The following is a 17297-nucleotide window of genomic DNA, read 5'->3' on the forward strand; positions in this document are numbered from 1 at the left end:
ACCTCCTTGAGCCAGCAAAACGTGGATTAACAACGCCAGTATAGCATGAACTGCCAGCGCCGGAATAGCACAAAAAAGGGCGACAGCACCACACTGTCACCCCTTGAAACCCAATACCTATGCAGTTTTAGTTGACATCCCAGACAATTTCGCCACGCAAGACACGGGCAATTTGTTCGGGGAAGTTTTTGACCGAAATGGGCTTAGCAATAAAGCCATCGAAGCCCGAAACGCGAGCGCGTTCAGCTTCATCACGCGAACCATTGGCGGTCATAGCCACAATTTTGGTGCGTTTCAGCTCAGGCAAGGCCCGTAACTTTTGAAACACAATATGGCCATTTTCCCGTGGGATGCGAATATCCAGCAGAATGAGGTCGAGAAAGCTCAATGTAGGGTTTTGACGTACTTGCGGCGAGTTTAACCAACTGAAGAAGGCATCTCCTGACGGACGAGCGTTGCAGTAGGCAACACCGATCTGCTCGCGCAGAATCCGTAACGTCAAATTCATGCTGTCAACGTTATCTTCGATTACCATCACTTTTGCACGGCTTGCGACGACGATAGGCGAAGCGCTCGGTCGAACAACCGGATACATGGACTTTCTCCAAAACGAACACAATAACCCTTACTACGCAGCAGCCGTCGATGCACGGTTGGTTATCGCTCGTGACATTGCTCGATAACAGTCATCCTAGAGGCTAGTCCTTTTGGGTCATCGAGCTAGTACCCAAAGAACTGTTGTATTGTACTTGAATTTCAAGGCTCAAATATCAAGTTTTGGTTAAGAAATTGCGCCAACAAATGAGCGTATGCTCATCCAAAACGAGTGCTTGTAGCAGAGCAAACGGCAGGTTATGCTGGCAGTGGTGCTGGCTCTGCGGCTGCTTCCCCATTGGGATTATGAGCCAGCGTTGCAGCAACACGATTGCCTGATTTGTGTTGCTAGTGTACCGTATAGCGCAGGATGTCGCCCATCCACTGTTAACCTGATTTCGCAACGACACAGCTATAACCCACCCAAGGAGTCGCTCGCGTTTATGCCAGAAGCACGATCATTTGGGCAACAATTGCGCGACTATCGCCATCAACGCCAACTCACCCAAGCGGCTTTAGCCGAGGAAGTTGGCTGCGCCGTCGAGAGTATTCGCAAAATGGAGGCCAATCGCCAGCGGCCATCACGCAGTTTAGCCGCTCGTTTAGCCAGAATTTTGCAGTTATCAGCCGAGCAAAGCCAGATTTTTTGCGCCCAAGCCCGAATGGTTGGCACTGATGCCGCCAATTCAGCGCCAAAACCAAGCGGCTTGCCATTAACTGCGACGAAGCTGATCAATCGCCAAGCTGAACTGGCAACGCTGCAAAACTATCTCAACGCTGAGCATATTCGGATGATTACGCTAACTGGGCCAGGTGGCGTGGGCAAAACCCGCCTTGCACTGCAAATCGCCCAGCATAGTCATAAGCATTTTCCTGATGGGGTGTATTTTGTCGATTTAGCTCAATCCAGCAGCGTGGCTGATATTGGTTTAGCCCTGAGTCAAGCGCTCAATCTGCCCAGCAGCAAATATTCGTGGCAACGCCACATTCAATTGCACTATCAACAAGCCCGTATCTTGTTGATTCTCGATAATGTTGAGCAATTGGTCAGCGCTGCCGAGCATTTTCGTGGTTTGCTCGACCATACCAGCAACCTCAAATTACTCTTGACCAGCCGCACGCTATTGCATTGCGCAGGCGAATATGCGATTCCGCTAACACCGTTGCGCTTGCCAACCGCCGAGGCCAGCCTTAACGAACTCAAAACCAATCCCGCCGTTCAGCTTTTTGTGCAACGAGCGCAAACGCTCAACCCGCAATTTGCCCTGACCAACCACAACGCCGAAGCAATCAAACAGCTTTGTTGGCAAGTTGATGGCTTGCCTTTGGCCTTGGAATTGGCGGCGGCCCGTACCCGTTTGCTCACGCCTGAAGCTTTGTTGGCTTATTTACAACCGCCCTTGGCCTTGCTCAGCACCAATGATCCAACTGCCCCAGCTCGTCACCAAAGTATGCACAACGCGATTAATTGGAGCTATCAGCAAATTTCGCCCAAGCAACAACAGCTTTTGCGTCAACTGGCAATTTTTCAGGCTGGGTGTACTTTGGATGCCATTCAGGCAATCGTGCCAAACAATAATCAGCTTGATCTGCTTGAACAATTGGCGGGCTTAATTGACCATAGTTTGCTGAACATGCAGGCTGAAGTTGAACAACCGCAACGTTTTAGCATGCTCAGCTTGATCCACGAATTTGCCGCGCAGCAATTGGCTGAACAGGCCGAATTTCCTGAGCTTGCCCAACAGCATCTCAATTATTATGTTATGTACTGTGAATCGCTCAGCCAGCAAGTTTTCGCGGCGCGTCAGGCGCTTTTGTTGGAACGCGAGAATATTCGCGCAGCAATTAACTGGGCAATCAGCACGCAGAATTGGGTTGCAGTTAGCAGTTGCATCTTACCCTTGGCCGAATTTTGGTATCGTTATGGAGCCGCCGAGGAGCTACAAACATGGCTGGCTTGGCTCGGCAGCCAACCAATTGATTCAGCAACTCAAGCCCGTTGCAACGAAATGCAAGGCTATATTGCGGCCTTTTTGCAAAGCCAATATCGTGCTGGTCAGGCTTGGTATCAACAAGCCTTGGCGCAACGGCAAGCCCTACAACAACCTGCCGCCATCGCCGACAATCTAGCCAAATTGGGCGAGGTTGCTATGGAACAAGGCCATTATGTCCAAGCGCTTGAACACTATCGCCACGCTTGTAGCATCCATGAACAGCTTGGCGACCAAGCTTCAGTGTTTGCCATGCACGATTGCCAAGCCATGGTTTTACTGCGTCAAGGCCAATTTGGCCATGCCCAACAGCTGTTGCAGCAAAGCCTTGATTATTGGCAGCAACAACAGATTTTGCCCAGCCTTGCGTTCAGTTTAAATTACCTTGGCATGATTGCCTTTTATCAGATGCGCTTGAGTAAAGCCCAACAGGCCCATGAACAAGCCTTGGCAATTTGGCAAACCCTCGACGATCAACGGGGGATTGCCTCAGCCTTGAATGCTTTGGCTCCAGTCTTGTTGCACCAAAACCAAACCGCTGCTGCACTGGCAGCAATCAAGCAAAGCGTGCAAATTCGCTGGAGTTTGCACGATTACGATGGCCTCGCTTGGAATTTAGAGCGGTTTGGCGAAATTTTGAGCAAAGTGCAGCAAGCTGAATTGGCGATTCAATGCTGGAGCAAAGCCAAGCAACTCCGCGATGAGCTAGCCTTGCCCTTGTTTGAGGCCGAGCAAAAACGTTTGCAAATCCACATCAAGCAAGCTGAGCAACAATTAACCTCAGTTCAGGTGCAACAGCGTTGGTTTAGCAGCCAAACCATGGCTTTAGCCCAATTAATCCAGACATTGCTTGGTATCATTCATTAAATTTCTTTAAAAATACCCCGTTTTTACCCCAGTTTTCACCCTTCTGTTGGTGGGCAGGTTTTGGTCTAATGGGCTTGCTAGTCAACGAAGGAGGTCACACGCCCAACAAGTCGAGTGAAAACTGCGAGCTTCAAACCGCAATCTAGTACGGGGTACACTATGAAAGTTTATAAGCCAATGCTCAAACTCATTGCAGCTTTTTTGGTCTTTTTACCGCTCGTCACCAGTGCTGCTAGCAGCACCGAGCACTTTAATCAACCAATCAGTAATTCCAGTCTGTTTAGCTGGTACACCAACTCCAGCACCGCCACGGGCACGGCCAACGTCAGCGATAGCCAAGCCCAAGATGGCAAGATTCTGCGGCTTTCGATTGCCGCTGGCCAAACTGCCTATCCAGGCCAAGGCTCAAATTTGGTTTCGCGCCAACAGTATCATTATGGCACCTATGAAGCCCGTATGAAAACCGCCAACTGCGCCAGCGACGAAGGTGTAATCAACGGTTTCTTTACCTATTTCAACGATGGCAGCGATAGCAATGGCAATGGCTTGCCTGATAACAGCGAAATTGATTTTGAATGGCTCTGCGCCGAACCCCAATCAATCTTGATGACGATCTGGACTGATTACAACGATCCAACCGCGATCAGTCGGCGGGTCTATCGCAAGGTTAATTTGGCAACTGGCACGATCGAATATACCCGCTATGCCACGACCTTCGGCGATAGCTACACCGATTTGTCGAATAGCCCAAGCGAAAATCAACCAACGGCGGTGCAGGCGATTCCAAGCTACAATTCAGCCACCAACTACTATGAATATGGCTTCAATTGGACTGCCAGCAACGTCACCTTGTGGGTGGTGAATCCGAGCAACGGCCAAAAAATTGTGCTCTGGGATTATCGTGGGCCAAGCGCACGGATTCCTAAAAATCCAGCGGCATTTATGGTCAATTTGTGGCATCACCCCAATTGGACTCCCGAATGCTGTGCGAATGCCACCAATCCACCACGAGCCACCCGTTCACTGGATGTTGATTGGTTACGTTTCACGCCACAAAGTGACATCCCAAGCGATACAACCGCGCCAAGTGCTCCCAGCAATCTGCAAGCACCCAGCAAAACCCACAACAGCGTAAATTTAAGCTGGAACGCCGCCACTGATAATGTTGGCGTGGTGGGCTACGATATTTATCAGAATGGCGGGGCCAATCCAGTTGCCAGCACCAGCAGCACCAACATCACGATCAGCGGGCTGAATCCCAGCACTGCCTATAGTTTTGCGGTCAAAGCGCGTGATGCCGCTGGCAATCGCTCGGCCAACAGCAACAGCCTGAGCGTCACCACCAACAGCCAACCAACTACAGGCAATGGCTTACAAGCAAGCTTTGTCAAAACCTCAGATTGGGGCAACGGCTATGTGGGAGTCTATCGGATTACCAACAATGGCAGTAGCGCCGTCGATGGCTGGACGCTAAGCTTTGACTTGCCGAGTAATGCCACGATTTCAAGCTGGTGGGATGCGACTCAAGCCAAGAGCGGCAACCGCTACACCGCTGGCAATCTCGAATGGAACCGCCGAATCGAAGTTGGCCAAACTCGCGAATTTGGCTTTAGCGGAAGCTACAGCGGCGCATGGATCAACCCCAGCAACTGCACGATCAACGGCCAAGCCTGTAGTGGCGGCACAACCAGCAGCAACGTGGCGCTTGGTCGGCCAGTTCAAGTTTCCTCGGTCGAAACCAGCACTTTGGGTGGAGCCAACGCCACCGATGGCAACAACGCCACTCGTTGGGCCAGCAGCTACAGCGATCCTCAATGGATTCAAGTTGACTTGGGCAGTAGCAAAAGCTTGACCAAAGTTGTGTTGAATTGGGAAGCAGCCTATGCGCGGGCCTATCAAGTACAAGTTTCCGATGATGCGAGTACTTGGCGCACCCTGAGCACTGTCAGCAACGGCGATGGCGGCAGCGATACGCTGAATGTCAACGGCAGCGGACGTTATTTGCGAATTTATGCAACCCAACGCGGTACCGAATGGGGCTACTCGTTGTGGGAAATCGCCGCCTATAACTAGGGAGCGTCTGGCAACAACTCCCAAGTTCAATCCCCTAGCCCACCTCAAAGCTAGGGGATTTTTGATTTAACGTTATTCCTGAGCGTTAGAATCATCAAGCTCAAGCGAAATATTGCACAGTGGCAAAACCTCACTGCGCTTAACTCGCCGACGATGGCGCGGATTTGGCGCAACGTCGGCATTCGCCATATATTCGCGCAGTTTACCACTGGCAATCAGGCGTAACACGCGTTGCGTCGCCACATTACTGCCAACCAGCATCGCATCAGGGTAAAGCAAGCGGGCCGCCTCGGTAATTGTAATTAAATCATCGGCATCGAGCCATGCCAGCACCGCCCCACAGACCGCTCCAATCCCAGACTGGGTCCAAAATTCGGCAGGAATAGCAGGTTCAGTGCTCAAGGGAGCCTGCCATAACAGCCGACAAACAACATCAAGCACGCCCTTAATTTCAAAATAACGGGCAACTCCCGCTGTTTCGCGCTCAATTTCGCCATTGGCAACCGCCACCAGCAAAGTCAGTTCTTGCTCCAACAGACTAGCTTCCGCTCCCGAATGACCCACCGCCCCACCCCACCAAAGATGCTCAGCCAAACGCTGTTGGGTCTGCATCACAGCGGCTAGCGTGGTTTGCACAATCGTTGCTTGATCAAAGTGCATACGCGATCCTCAACAATCAATAATATACGTATATTACATCAATATACGTATATTATCAAGTAAATCTGCAAATACTCATTGATCGCTAGCTAAAACAGCTGCTTAAAAAATAGTCACAATTTCGCCATATTTAACTATTGACAATACTGTGCAATACACAGTATTATAAAAACCATGATAGTACAAGCAACAGAACAAGAGGGATACGAAAAATTATCCCAAGAATTACGGCGGGGAGTGGTGATATTGGCGGCATTGAGCCAACTGCAAACGCCCCAATATGGCTACTCGCTGATTGATCGCCTGGCGGAACGGGGCTTTAGTATCGACCAAGGCACGCTCTACCCACTGTTGCGGCGCTTGGAAAGCCAAGGTTTTCTAGACAGTATGTGGAATGTCGAAGGCTCACGGCCACGCCGCTACTATGTGATTAATGAAGCAGGTCGCACCCTGCTAGCCCAACTGAGCCACGATTGGCAAAGCCTAGCCGAAGTCATGCAACGCTTATTAACTAATGAAGGAGCTTGAGATGGAACTGATTGAACGTTATCTTGCAGCAGTTGGCAATTATTTACCTGCCAAGCAACGCAGCGATATTTTGGATGAGCTACGTTCTTCGATCTACGATAGCCTTGAGCGCAACGATCAAGCGCTCGACGATCAATCGGCTGTTGTCGCAACCCTGCAAGCGCTGGGCGAGCCAGCCAAAGTAGCGGCGGCTTATGGTAACAACCAACAATATTTGATCAGTCCAGCGATGTTTCCACAGTTTCGAGCAGTGGTATTGCTGGTATTTAGCATTATTATCGTTAGTCAGCTTGGTTTAGCGCTGCTGGCAACAATTGGCAATTATCGCTTGAATATTGTGCAAGTTGCTTGGAGCGCCATCAGCAATCTGCCAGCAACCTTTGGCTTGATTGTCGCGATTTTCTGGGGTATTCAAAAGCTTGAAATTGAGGCTGAAACTGAGCCGAAAAAGCCATTCGACCCGCGCAAATTGCCAGCAATTACTCCAGCTAACGAGAAAGTTAGCCGCAGCTCGCAGCTGATTGGGATTGCGGTTCAGGTTATTTTGTTGGGCTGGCTGATGCAATTTCAGGCCGAAGGCGGCTTCCGCTGGGTTGATGGCAGTGGCTTGTTTGAAAACCCAGTGATTAGCCAGTATTTTGCCTTGGTGGTCGTTGCCAGTATTTTCAATGTGGTCGTTGATCTGATTGTGATGTGGCGTGGCGTTTGGCAAACCAGCACCCGTATCGCTTCACTAGCGGCCAGTGGCTTTAGTTTGATTGTGTTGTTCCTATTGATTCGCGGCCATGCCGAGTGGCTGACCAACGCAGGTTATCCCAATTCATTACGCCAACTCAGCCGACTTGGCGAGCTGATTCGCGAAAATAGCCCAGCAATTGGCATGAGTTCGTTCTATTACGGTTTGTCAATCACCGCCTTTTTCGTGATTATCGATGCAGGCTACACGGCCTACAAACTGTACCAAGAGCGTAGCCAAGCCAAGCTTAACAACAATCTTATTGCTACCGTGTAAAAAGCGCTCATTTGGCAGGAGTTAATTGGGTAATTAACTCCTGCCAAATCGTTTTAATTGACGGGCTTCGTTGCCAAGCGAGCACGTCGCTGCGCCCACCAACTTTGCGGCCAATTGGTATAACAAAGGTGAATCAGCATTACCAAGGGCAAAATCCAAGCCCAACGCAGGGTAAATTCAGGCTCAATCGGCTTAAACAGCATCCACCCATACGAAAGCGCAATCGTCCACCACTTGGGATAAAACAAAATCAACACAATATAAGTATAGGTGCCAAAAAAGGGCGAAGCCAAGGCCATCATCACAAGGCACAAGAGCACGCGCAGTTCGCGATCTTTAAATAAGAAGGGAATCCAAATAAATGGCAAAGCAAAGCGCCAGGTATCGCCTGCCGCTAAACGCCAAACATGCCGCGGTAATGTTTGAGTATTGCCCAACCAACGAATTGGCCAATCGATGCCAAACACCAAGAAACTCAGCAGCAACATGAGCGTCGGTGGAATTAACATGCGCCATAGATGGGGGAATTTTTGACCAACGATTAAGCCAACAATTACCAAAGCGGTTACTTGGGGTTTAATCGCCAATAAACAAATTCCTAGGCCATGCAACCATGGATTTTCAGATTTCAGAATCAAATATAAACCAAGGCATAGAAAAATATCAACTTGGCCCAAAGAATATTGACCAATCATGGAAAATGAAATAATAACTAATGGCGTAATCTTCATTCGATAAATTAGCCAAAACATCGTAGCAAATACCATAATGCTCCATAATGGCATTGCCCAGTTGTTATCTGGCAAGATCATGAGTGGTGCAAAAATCCAACGCGCATAATAAGGATTAAAGCCACAATTATCACAGCCTTTGGCAAAAGGCATATAATATTTATGTAGATCCTCACCAAATCTTGGGGTATACAATGACATAGCCGATAGAACAACGGCAACAATAATCACGATAATCCAAGAAATCCGCTTAATATCGATCGACGCCTGTGCCATACGCTTACTCCTCTGGTTGAATAGATGCTTCATAATACCAAAAAAGTCGCTGACCCAAGTTGTGCAAAAGCTATGGCATAATCAAGCCTAGGTCATGTTGCCAATGGGGGAATTCGAATGTCGCGCAGGTATCCAAGCCAACCATTAATTGGCGTAGCGGTGATGGTTTGGCACAAACAACAAGTGCTTTTAGTCCAACGAGCTAAGGAGCCATTGGCTGGCCAGTGGAGCGTTCCAGGTGGGGCGATCGAGTTGGGCGAAACAGTCGAGGCCGCTGCCCGCCGCGAAATTCGCGAAGAATGTAGCGTTGAAATCAGCCAGCCACATTTTATCACCGCTGTCGATGTGATTCATCGTGATCAAGCTGATCAGGTGCAATATCATTATGTCTTGTTGGAGATGCAGGCCGAATGGCTCAGTGGCGAGCCACAAGCAGGCGATGATGCTTTAGCGATTGGTTGGTTTGGGGTTGATGATCTCGCAGGTCTCGATATTCACCCTGAAACCCGACGGCTGGTTGAAACTGTCGCCGCCCAACGCCTCGATTAAAGCTAAAACCCCCGTTGGGCCAACCCAACGGGGGGTTCGTCAACAATTTAGAAATAACCTAATTCATCTTTAGCATCTTGGCTCATCATTTCGGGGTTCCAAAATGGAGTCCAAACCAAGTTGATATTCACATCGTTCAAGCTGGGGTGAATCACTTCGAGCGCTTTGACTTCTTTGTGCGCTTGGTCGATAATTTGTGGCCCAGCTGGACAAGCAGGCGTTGTCAGGGTCATATCAACCACGATTTGGCGGCCTTCATCACGAATATCAACATTGTAGATCAAACCCAAATCAACGATATTAACCCCAATTTCAGGGTCAACGACGTTTTTGAGGGCTGAACGAACCATATCATCACTAAGCATTGAGTTTCCTTCCTATCGTCCACACCAGATTGGCGTGATTAATTTGAAAATGTTTCAGGCGCGGTCTGGGTCGGGGCGTTTTCGCCAAGCTCAGCCCGAATCTGATCGTTACGATATTTTTTGATCGCAGCCTTGAGCGTACCCAAAGCCAAGGTTGCGCAACGCGGGCGCGATTGCACCACCTCACGGCCCAACTCATCGATCATCCAATTAAAATCCAAGGCTTCAACCGCTGCCAATGCTTGGCCCTGCATTTGTTCGAGCAAAATCGAGGCGGCGGCTTGGCTGATGGTGCAGCCCTCACCAACAAAGGCCAGATCTTGAATTGCATCGTTGGCAGCATCGACCTTGAGATAGATTGTTACGACATCGCCGCAACCAGGATTACCACCAGGCATGGTCACATCCGGATCGGCCAATTCGCCGCGATGGCGCGGTTGTTCATAATGTTCGAGCAAAAACTCGATAGCTTCTTGGCGATCCACATTCGCCTCCATAACTGGTGCTGATTTCTATTTGTATTGTACACGATTCTCCTGCAAAATTGGCTAGCTAAATAGCAAAACACCACCCGCAACGAGTGGTGTTTTGTAGAACGCTAACGGTTTGTAGGTTTAGCGGCCAGCAGGCAAGCTGTTGGCTGGGTTCTTGGTAGCGCTATCGACAACCCCGATATTTAGCGGAATTGAGCGTTCGAAGCTGCTGCCATCGGCGGCAGTACCAGTGACGGTTACGGCCACTTGATACAAACCAAAGGCTTGCGGGCTAGTCAGATTCAGGCTAGCGCTATCAACACCTTTAGCTGAGAGGCTACGGTTGGTTGGCAAAGCGCTGTGCAATTCTGTGCCTTGAGGCGTGCCTGTCAATTGAGCCTTGACGCTCAAGCCTTGAGCATTGCTAGCATTGACCTTCAAGCCCAAACTTTGGTTAGGCTGCGCCAACAAGCTAGCGGCATCAAGTTGCACATTCAAGTTGCTATCCAACGTGGCGTTGAATAGATAGGCGGTATCGGCCTTACCACCACTGACGACCACCGACCAAGCACCGCTCGCTGGAGCAGCAACTTCGGCGCTGTAGTGGTAGGCTCCACGGAAGAATTCAGTATCAAGCTCAGGCTTGTTGGCAGCATAGCGCTTGCCTTGGGCATCAACAAACGCTACATCGAGATCAGCACTGTTGCTGACAAAATCGAAGTTGGCGGTTTTCACCCCAGTTTCGAGATTGAAGCGAATGCCGCCACGGCTGGCGTTTTCGAGCACCCCACCCCGCAAAATGCTATTGGCATTGATCGTGGTCGCTTGATCAGCAACTGGGCTGTTAGCGCTATTTTCGCTGACTTTGCTGCGGAAGGTGCCGCGCACGCTTGGCTCGATTGAACTCCAAACCACGCTGCCCAAACGAATATTGTCGTGGTCGTAGTTGCGGGTAAAGAGCCGTGTATATTGGCGAGGGTGAATCGAGCTACTAACTTGCACCACCCCGTCATTATCACCTGAGATATAGGCTCCGCCAAACCACATGGCCGAGAAAGCTGGGCCATGGTTAGTACCACCAGCAGTGTGGAAGCGCACATTGCTATAGTTGGCGCTGCCATCGGTTTGCGAACGGAAGTTGCTCATATAGGCAGTTTGCATTGAATAGGTGCCATCATCGCGTTGGCCCAGCAACGAAGCCAACCAGCCAGCCCACCAGCTATACGCCAAGTCGGCCAATTGTGAACCACGGTGGGGCGAGCTGAGGGTAACAATATTTTGCACCTTGCCACTTGCGCCATAGTGAATCACAGCACTGTTGGTATCGACACCACCTTTGCTATGGGCGATAATGTTAACCGAGCGCACCCCATAATGATTTAAAATAACGTCTAATTGGCGATTCAAGGTTGCGCCGTTGGTCCAAACTGATGATGATGGGCCATCAACTTCGTCGTCAATACTCACAAAGGCGGTACGATAACCAGCCGCATAGGCTTTATCATACATATCGTTCGTGCCGTGGTACATGGTTGCGCCCCACCAGTTGGGAGCCTTGCCGTGTAACCCATGGACAAAGACCAAGACTGGCTTGCTGCTGCTGTTGGCTGGCACAGCACCCACCCAAACACGGCCTTTACCAGCGCCATTGACTTCAGCAATAATGCGCGGAGCTGGCGCAGCCATTAAATGGGCTGATTGGGCTTGAACCGACTTGTGTGGAAGGCTAACGGTGGCCAACATGAGGGCGATCAGGGCCAAAATAACTGCAATCCGACGTTTCACGAACGACTCCTTTGCATTGCTCATCGTCACTGACGAACTACCGTAGAGAGAATCGACTGACGGATATGTGGGAGAAATTGGTGGATGACTATAGCATAACGCAGAATGTCAAAATAGTCAAAACTTTATTAATAGAGTGTATTTTGAGGAGTATTTGGCAATGAATCAGCATCTCTGGCAGGTTGAATGGCTGCAACAACTCCTACAACAACCGCATATCGCGCTCAATCAGCCAGCAATCCAGCAGCTTGTAAATGCCAAAGGTGGTCTGCATGCATTGTTGCAATGGCTTTGCCAACAACCATTACAGCCGGATCAACAACGCTTGCTGCAATTGATTGTGACCGAACCCCAACGCAGTATCGCCTATTATGCCGATAGCCTAGGCATTCATACAACCACCTATCATCGCCATTTCAAAAAGATATGCCAACAATTAACGACGTTTTTAAATGATGGAGTTGCCGAACCGCAAGCCAGCCCCAGTTTCAACCTACCGATTCCGCCAACTCGCTGTTTAGGTCGTGGCAATGAGCAACAAAGCATCAATCGGCTGTTTGCCAAAGGTCAACGTTTGATCAGCATTTTAGGCTTTGGTGGGGTTGGCAAAACTCGCTTGGCGTTGGCGATTGCCGAAACCCAGCAGGCTAATTATCGTGATGGAGTCTGTTTTTGTGGGCTAGCCAGCATTAGCCAACCACAATTAGTTTTAGCGACAATTGCCGAAGCACTTGGCGTAGCGATTGGCCCGCAACAAACCCCTGAAAAAGCGCTACAACAATTTCTCGCCAAGCGTCAACTCTTGCTGATTTTGGACAATGTTGAGCATGTTGTCGAAGGGGTTGCCGCGATTGGCCAGCTTTTACGTGAAGCACCACAGTTGCAAATTTTGGCAACCAGTCGTGTACCGCTCAATTTATATGGCGAATATATGCTGCAACTTCAGCCATTGGTCGTGCCAACCAAGCCAATCGCCAGCCAAGATTTAGCTGAAACACCAGCAATTGCCCTGTTTATTGAGCGTGCTCAAAGCCATGCTGCCAGATTTAGCCTCGATGATGCCAGCCTTGAAGCCATACGCCACATTTGTAGCCAACTTGAGGGCTTGCCCTTAGCGCTAGAATTAGCTGCCGCCCACACTCGGATGCTCTCGCCACAACGCTTGGCCCAACAACTCACCAACCATGTGCTCGGCCTCAAAACCAGCATTCGCGATTTGCCCGAACGCCAACGCAGCCTGCGCAACCTGATTAGTTGGAGCGTCGATCTGCTGGAACCAAGCCAGCAACAAGCCCTGCAAGCCTTGGCAATTTGGCCCGCTGGTTGGACACCCAGCAGCGCGAGCTTCGCCCTTGATCTCGCCGAGGATGATTCGACGCTCTACGATATCTTGGCAAACTTGGTTGATCATCATTTAATTATGCAAGTGCCACAGGCTGAACGTTGGGTTTTGCACCCATTTGTCCGAGAATATGTGCTTGAGCAATTAGCGCCAGCTCGACAGCAACAATTTGCCCAGCAACATCTGGCGTGGGCTACCCAACTGAGCGAGGCCTTTAACCAGCATTTTGCCGATGCCCAACAACAATGGCTTGATTTATTCGAGGCCGAGCACGACAATCTCCGAGCTGCCTTGGCTTGGGCCAGCAGCAACCACTACCCAATTGCCGCCTTGAATATTGCGGTTAATAGTTGGCGTTTTTGGTGGGCACGTAGTTATTTCAATGAAGGTCAACAATGGCTCGATCAAGCTTTAGCCCAAGCCACGAGCCAACCCCAGAGCCTTGAGCCAATCTTGCATTCACGCGCCTTGAATGCCTGTGGCGCTATCGCTTGGAGTCGTGGCGATATTGCGGCGGCCCAAGCGCATTTTAGCCAGAGCCTAGCACTCTACGATGCCAACAATAATCCAATTGGCGCGGCCATGGTGCGCAATAATTTGGCACTCGTGGCGATTAAACAGCAGGCCTATGCCCAAGCTGAAAGCTTGTTTGAGCTGAATGCAACAGTTTTTGGTAGCACGGTCGAACAAGCTGCGAATTATGCTGCAACTTTGAGCAATTTGGCCATGTTGGCGCGTTATCGGGGCGACTTGCAACGTGCCTATGATTTGGCCCAGCAAACCCTCGCCCTGCGTCAAACCCTCAATAACCAGTGGGCAACCGCAACGTCGTTGACCAATTTGGGGGCAATTAGCCTACAACGCGGCGAATTTCAGCCAGCCCAACGTTACTATCAACAAAGCTTGCAGGTGCTCCACCAGCTTGGCGAGCGCGAAAGTATCGCCGAATGTTTAGAAGGCTTGGCAATTTTGGCAATTCAGGCAGGCCAGTATCAACTTGGTGCGCAGCGCTTGATGATGGTCGAACAATTACGCGAATCAATCGGCGCACCACGCTCCGAGCCAGAACAAGCTCTGCTAGCACCATGGATCGCGCAACTTGAGCAACAGCTTGATCGAAGCATTCGTCAACAACTTCATCAGCAAACCAGTCTTGATCTGCTTAAATCGATGATTGAACAAGCACTTAGCGAACCCTAAAACAAGCACAACAGGTACGGCCTCGATTTGGAATGTGGGCTTAATCACCCAATCTTCCAAACCGAGGCCGCATTATATCCGATGTGATTATCGCAAGCGTTATCTATGGTTTGCGCGTAAACAGATAGGTTTCGCTGCCAACATCCATGGTCAAGGTTGGTTGATTATTCGCATCAACGCCTGTTTTGAAGGGAATTCCGGTGAACGGCGGGGTTACTGAGAGATAGCCATCAGGCTCGCCTTGGTCGTTCAATACTGGCTTGAATTGCGTTTGAATCGCGCCAATATCCAGCCACAGTTCCTCTCCATTCAGCATCAAGCTCACATCGCCCAAGGCAGCATTGGTATAGCTGCCCAGTAATGGCTCAACGCTAGCCAAATCCAACTCAGGCGCAAGATTTTTAGCAACTTCGCCCAACGATTGTTCAATGCTTTGAGCGCTATAGGCCGCAGTTTCAGCCGCTTTGCTTGGTTGATCAAAGGCTAATTCAAAGTAGCGATCGCTAATGCTGGTGGCAAAATGGTTGGCATATTGACCATTGCTCAAAACCACAATCCCAATGTTGGCCTCTGGAATAAAGGCAAACTCCGATGAGAAGCCAAAAGTTGTACCACCATGAGCAATAAATTCCAAGCCATGATAATCAGTAATCATCCAACCCAGCCCGTAGCTTGATTTGGCATCGATCGCAATTTGTGGCTCCCACAGCACATCTAAATTTTCGTCGGAAACCAAGCGTTGGCCACTAGGAGTAATCCCATGATTGAGCAAGGTAATCAGATAATTGCCCATATCGTTGGCAGTTGACCACTCGGTTGCGCCCGCTGGAGCTACGCCTTTGATCGCAAATTCCATGCTGATCGGAATGGTTCGGTAGGTTGCATTGGTCAAATCCAAGCCATGAGGCAGGGCATGATTGGGGCTGGCTTCAACAACTGCTTGATCAAGCGTGGTGTTATTCATGCCCATAGGTTTGAGCACTCGTTCAGTCAATGCTTCGGCAAAGGTCCGATCAAGCTGGTTCAGATCGCCGCCGCTCGCCGCTGCTGCTGCAAAGCCACCAATCGCCACCATCTGATTGCTATATTGAAAGGCCTCGCCAAAATCGGTGAAGAACTCAAAATCAGCAACCGAAGCGATAATCCCTTGAGCATCTAAATCTTCAGCATTGAAAATCATCTCGAAATCGCGGCGCGGCACACCAGTACAAGCACAAACCAAATGGCGCACGGTGATTTGCTTAGTAATTTCAGGATCTTTGACCTTGAAATTAGGCAGTAATTCAACCACTGGCGTATCCCATTCGAGTTTGCCTTGATCGACCAAGGTTGCCATCAACAAGGTTGTCAAGCTTTTGCCAGTTGAGCCAATCATCATCTGGGTATCGGCATCCATCGGCGCTTGCGAAACCACATCGCGCACCCCAAAGCCTTTGCTATAGGCAATTTGACCATCTTGGACAATCGCCACGCTCACGCCAGGAATCTTATATTTGGCTTGTTCAGTTTGAATAAAATTTTCTAATTCACTGATCAGTTCTGTCCCAACATCAACCCTTTGATCAGCAGTAATAGTGGTTTGGTTGAGCGCCAAAATCGTAAAGCCCGATTGAATGATACCAACTTGTGATTGTCGTTTGGTAATCGTGGCATTTTCGCCTTGCACCAGCATCAAATACGCTACGCCTTCGTGCAATTGAGCCAAGGCTACGGTGGTCTGGGTGGTATTTTTGGTGTCGTAGGCGGCAACCAAGGCCTTTTCCACCCCACTCGGGGCTGGCATTTCTTGGCTATCATCGGGTTTAAGCGTAAAACTTGGGTCGGCTTGCTGCCAACCTAATTCAATCGCCTTACTTAAATCAGTTTCTTCAACACTCAACAGGGCAATCTTAATTTTTTGATCGGGATCATTCAGTCGCACAATCCCAGCTTGGTCTTCAAGTTGCCAGTTTGTCGGAATCGGCACTGAGAATAATTGGTTGGTACTGGTATAGATACTGCTGCTTTCTACGCCTGCATTGGCCTTGGTTGGGGCGGTAGTTACGGTTGCGGCAGCGGTTGGCTCAACAGTTGCCGCGCTGACACTAGTTGGAACACTGGTCGCAGTTACCGCGCTGGTAGCAGTCGATTGGGTATTGGCAGTGGTACAACTCGCTAAGAGCATTGAGGCCATTCCGGTGAGCAAAATCCAGCGTTGCCAGCGGGGCAATAATTTGGCAAAGTTCAACATACGCGACCTTTCAACCTAACAGATTACAACAATCACTTACTCAAAAAGCAGGTTTAGAACGATTGCAGTGATTGGGGTTAGCATAGTTGATTGGTCGCTGTAGGCCTAGGTTAATAATGCTGAATTGTGCTCACTCAAAAGCCAAGCCCCCTTGAGCAATTCAGCAGGTAGTCGCTCGTACCAAAGATCGAGGCCGGCCTAGCTTTCTACACGACAACCCCTCTTCCGACAACTGAAAGAGGGGTTATGTCTAGTTAGAGACTATTAATGCAGATCAATCGCCTAGGGTGTCCAGACCAAATAGAGCGGCGTAGCACTATAGACGCTGCCATAGAGATCGGTGAATTCGATGGTTAGCGTCTGGCCAGCCCTTGGCAATAGCACACTTGCCGGGACTGGCACCAAAGCTGATTGCGGCTGTCCATTACTTGCATAGTCGTAGCGGAAGATCTCAGTTGTACCCGCTCGAATAATCACCGCATCATCGACTAAACCCGCCACCAGACTAGTCGGGCTTGATGAAAGCCAATAGCTTCCACCGCTTGGCAGCACCGTCGGCAGGGTAATCGTGCTCGTAAAAAAGACAAAGCCAGGAGTAGCGACTGGGCTAGTAGCAATCGC

Annotated in this window: 13 protein-coding genes; 6 read left to right on the forward strand and 7 right to left on the reverse strand. The window is 49.8% G+C overall.

The features are described from left to right. Positions 1-127: 127 nt before the first annotated feature. Complete coding sequence (locus LCH85_17570) at positions 128-595, reverse strand: response regulator (GenBank protein ID MCA0353806.1); 468 nt, start codon at positions 593-595, stop codon at positions 128-130. A 442-nt stretch (positions 596-1037) separates the two neighbouring features. Here LCH85_17570 and LCH85_17575 point away from each other — a divergent pair, with 442 nt between their 5' ends. Further along, positions 1038-3452, forward strand: coding sequence for a tetratricopeptide repeat protein (locus LCH85_17575; protein MCA0353807.1), 2415 nt, complete (start codon positions 1038-1040; stop codon positions 3450-3452). Between the two features lie 159 nt (positions 3453-3611). Then, positions 3612-5525, forward strand: a complete 1914-nt coding sequence (locus tag LCH85_17580) for a cellulose binding domain-containing protein (protein ID MCA0353808.1) — start codon at positions 3612-3614, stop codon at positions 5523-5525. Between the two features lie 72 nt (positions 5526-5597). On the opposite strand, the gene LCH85_17585 is transcribed toward LCH85_17580, so the two are convergent. Beyond that, on the reverse strand, positions 5598-6185 hold the full coding sequence (locus tag LCH85_17585; GenBank protein ID MCA0353809.1) for a hypothetical protein: 588 nt from the start codon (positions 6183-6185) through the stop codon (positions 5598-5600). A 174-nt stretch (positions 6186-6359) separates the two neighbouring features. Between LCH85_17585 and LCH85_17590 the strand changes: the two genes are divergently transcribed. Both LCH85_17590 and LCH85_17595 read left to right on the forward strand, forming a co-directional pair. Further along, a complete protein-coding gene (locus LCH85_17590) occupies positions 6360-6713 on the forward strand; it encodes a PadR family transcriptional regulator (protein ID MCA0353810.1) in 354 nt (117 codons plus the stop codon). Between the two features lies 1 nt (position 6714). Further along, complete coding sequence (locus LCH85_17595; GenBank protein ID MCA0353811.1) at positions 6715-7725, forward strand: hypothetical protein; 1011 nt, start codon at positions 6715-6717, stop codon at positions 7723-7725. A gap of 53 nt (positions 7726-7778) precedes the next feature. Here LCH85_17595 and LCH85_17600 read toward each other — a convergent pair whose 3' ends face one another. Then, entirely contained in the window at positions 7779-8732 is a 954-nt protein-coding gene (locus LCH85_17600; GenBank protein MCA0353812.1) for a hypothetical protein, read from the reverse strand. A gap of 117 nt (positions 8733-8849) precedes the next feature. Here LCH85_17600 and LCH85_17605 point away from each other — a divergent pair, with 117 nt between their 5' ends. Continuing rightward, positions 8850-9281 carry an NUDIX hydrolase gene (locus LCH85_17605; GenBank protein ID MCA0353813.1) on the forward strand — a complete coding sequence of 144 codons (432 nt, stop codon included), beginning with the start codon at positions 8850-8852 and terminating at the stop codon, positions 9279-9281. A 47-nt stretch (positions 9282-9328) separates the two neighbouring features. Here the strand turns inward: LCH85_17605 and LCH85_17610 are convergent, their stop codons facing one another. The 3 genes from LCH85_17610 to LCH85_17620 form a co-directional block, all read right to left on the reverse strand. Further along, complete coding sequence (locus LCH85_17610; protein MCA0353814.1) at positions 9329-9646, reverse strand: metal-sulfur cluster assembly factor; 318 nt, start codon at positions 9644-9646, stop codon at positions 9329-9331. A 38-nt stretch (positions 9647-9684) separates the two neighbouring features. Then, a complete protein-coding gene (locus LCH85_17615) occupies positions 9685-10131 on the reverse strand; it encodes an iron-sulfur cluster assembly scaffold protein (GenBank protein ID MCA0353815.1) in 447 nt (148 codons plus the stop codon). Positions 10132-10260: 129 nt separating this feature from the next. Continuing rightward, entirely contained in the window at positions 10261-11904 is a 1644-nt protein-coding gene (locus LCH85_17620) for a hypothetical protein (GenBank protein ID MCA0353816.1), read from the reverse strand. Positions 11905-12064: 160 nt separating this feature from the next. Between LCH85_17620 and LCH85_17625 the strand changes: the two genes are divergently transcribed. Beyond that, entirely contained in the window at positions 12065-14446 is a 2382-nt protein-coding gene (locus LCH85_17625) for a tetratricopeptide repeat protein (protein ID MCA0353817.1), read from the forward strand. Between the two features lie 103 nt (positions 14447-14549). On the opposite strand, the gene LCH85_17630 is transcribed toward LCH85_17625, so the two are convergent. After that, positions 14550-16676, reverse strand: coding sequence for a beta-lactamase family protein (locus LCH85_17630; protein ID MCA0353818.1), 2127 nt, complete (start codon positions 16674-16676; stop codon positions 14550-14552). Positions 16677-17297 lie beyond the last annotated feature (621 nt).

The sequence above is a fragment of the Chloroflexota bacterium genome, assembly GCA_020161265.1.
In the GTDB taxonomy this organism is placed as follows: Bacteria; Chloroflexota; Chloroflexia; order Chloroflexales; family Herpetosiphonaceae; genus Herpetosiphon.

What these genes read in the sequence shown, in the direction of transcription:
- LCH85_17570 (MCA0353806.1), bottom strand. Translation starts at nt 595, where the DNA reads ATGTATCCGGTTGTTCGACCGAGCGCTTCGCCTATCGTCGTCGCAAGC.
- LCH85_17575 (MCA0353807.1), top strand. Translation starts at nt 1,038, where the DNA reads ATGCCAGAAGCACGATCATTTGGGCAACAATTGCGCGACTATCGCCAT.
- LCH85_17580 (MCA0353808.1), top strand. Translation starts at nt 3,612, where the DNA reads ATGAAAGTTTATAAGCCAATGCTCAAACTCATTGCAGCTTTTTTGGTC.
- LCH85_17585 (MCA0353809.1), bottom strand. Translation starts at nt 6,185, where the DNA reads ATGCACTTTGATCAAGCAACGATTGTGCAAACCACGCTAGCCGCTGTG.
- LCH85_17590 (MCA0353810.1), top strand. Translation starts at nt 6,360, where the DNA reads ATGATAGTACAAGCAACAGAACAAGAGGGATACGAAAAATTATCCCAA.
- LCH85_17595 (MCA0353811.1), top strand. Translation starts at nt 6,715, where the DNA reads ATGGAACTGATTGAACGTTATCTTGCAGCAGTTGGCAATTATTTACCT.
- LCH85_17600 (MCA0353812.1), bottom strand. Translation starts at nt 8,732, where the DNA reads ATGGCACAGGCGTCGATCGATATTAAGCGGATTTCTTGGATTATCGTG.
- LCH85_17605 (MCA0353813.1), top strand. Translation starts at nt 8,850, where the DNA reads ATGTCGCGCAGGTATCCAAGCCAACCATTAATTGGCGTAGCGGTGATG.
- LCH85_17610 (MCA0353814.1), bottom strand. Translation starts at nt 9,646, where the DNA reads ATGCTTAGTGATGATATGGTTCGTTCAGCCCTCAAAAACGTCGTTGAC.
- LCH85_17625 (MCA0353817.1), top strand. Translation starts at nt 12,065, where the DNA reads ATGAATCAGCATCTCTGGCAGGTTGAATGGCTGCAACAACTCCTACAA.
- LCH85_17630 (MCA0353818.1), bottom strand. Translation starts at nt 16,676, where the DNA reads ATGTTGAACTTTGCCAAATTATTGCCCCGCTGGCAACGCTGGATTTTG.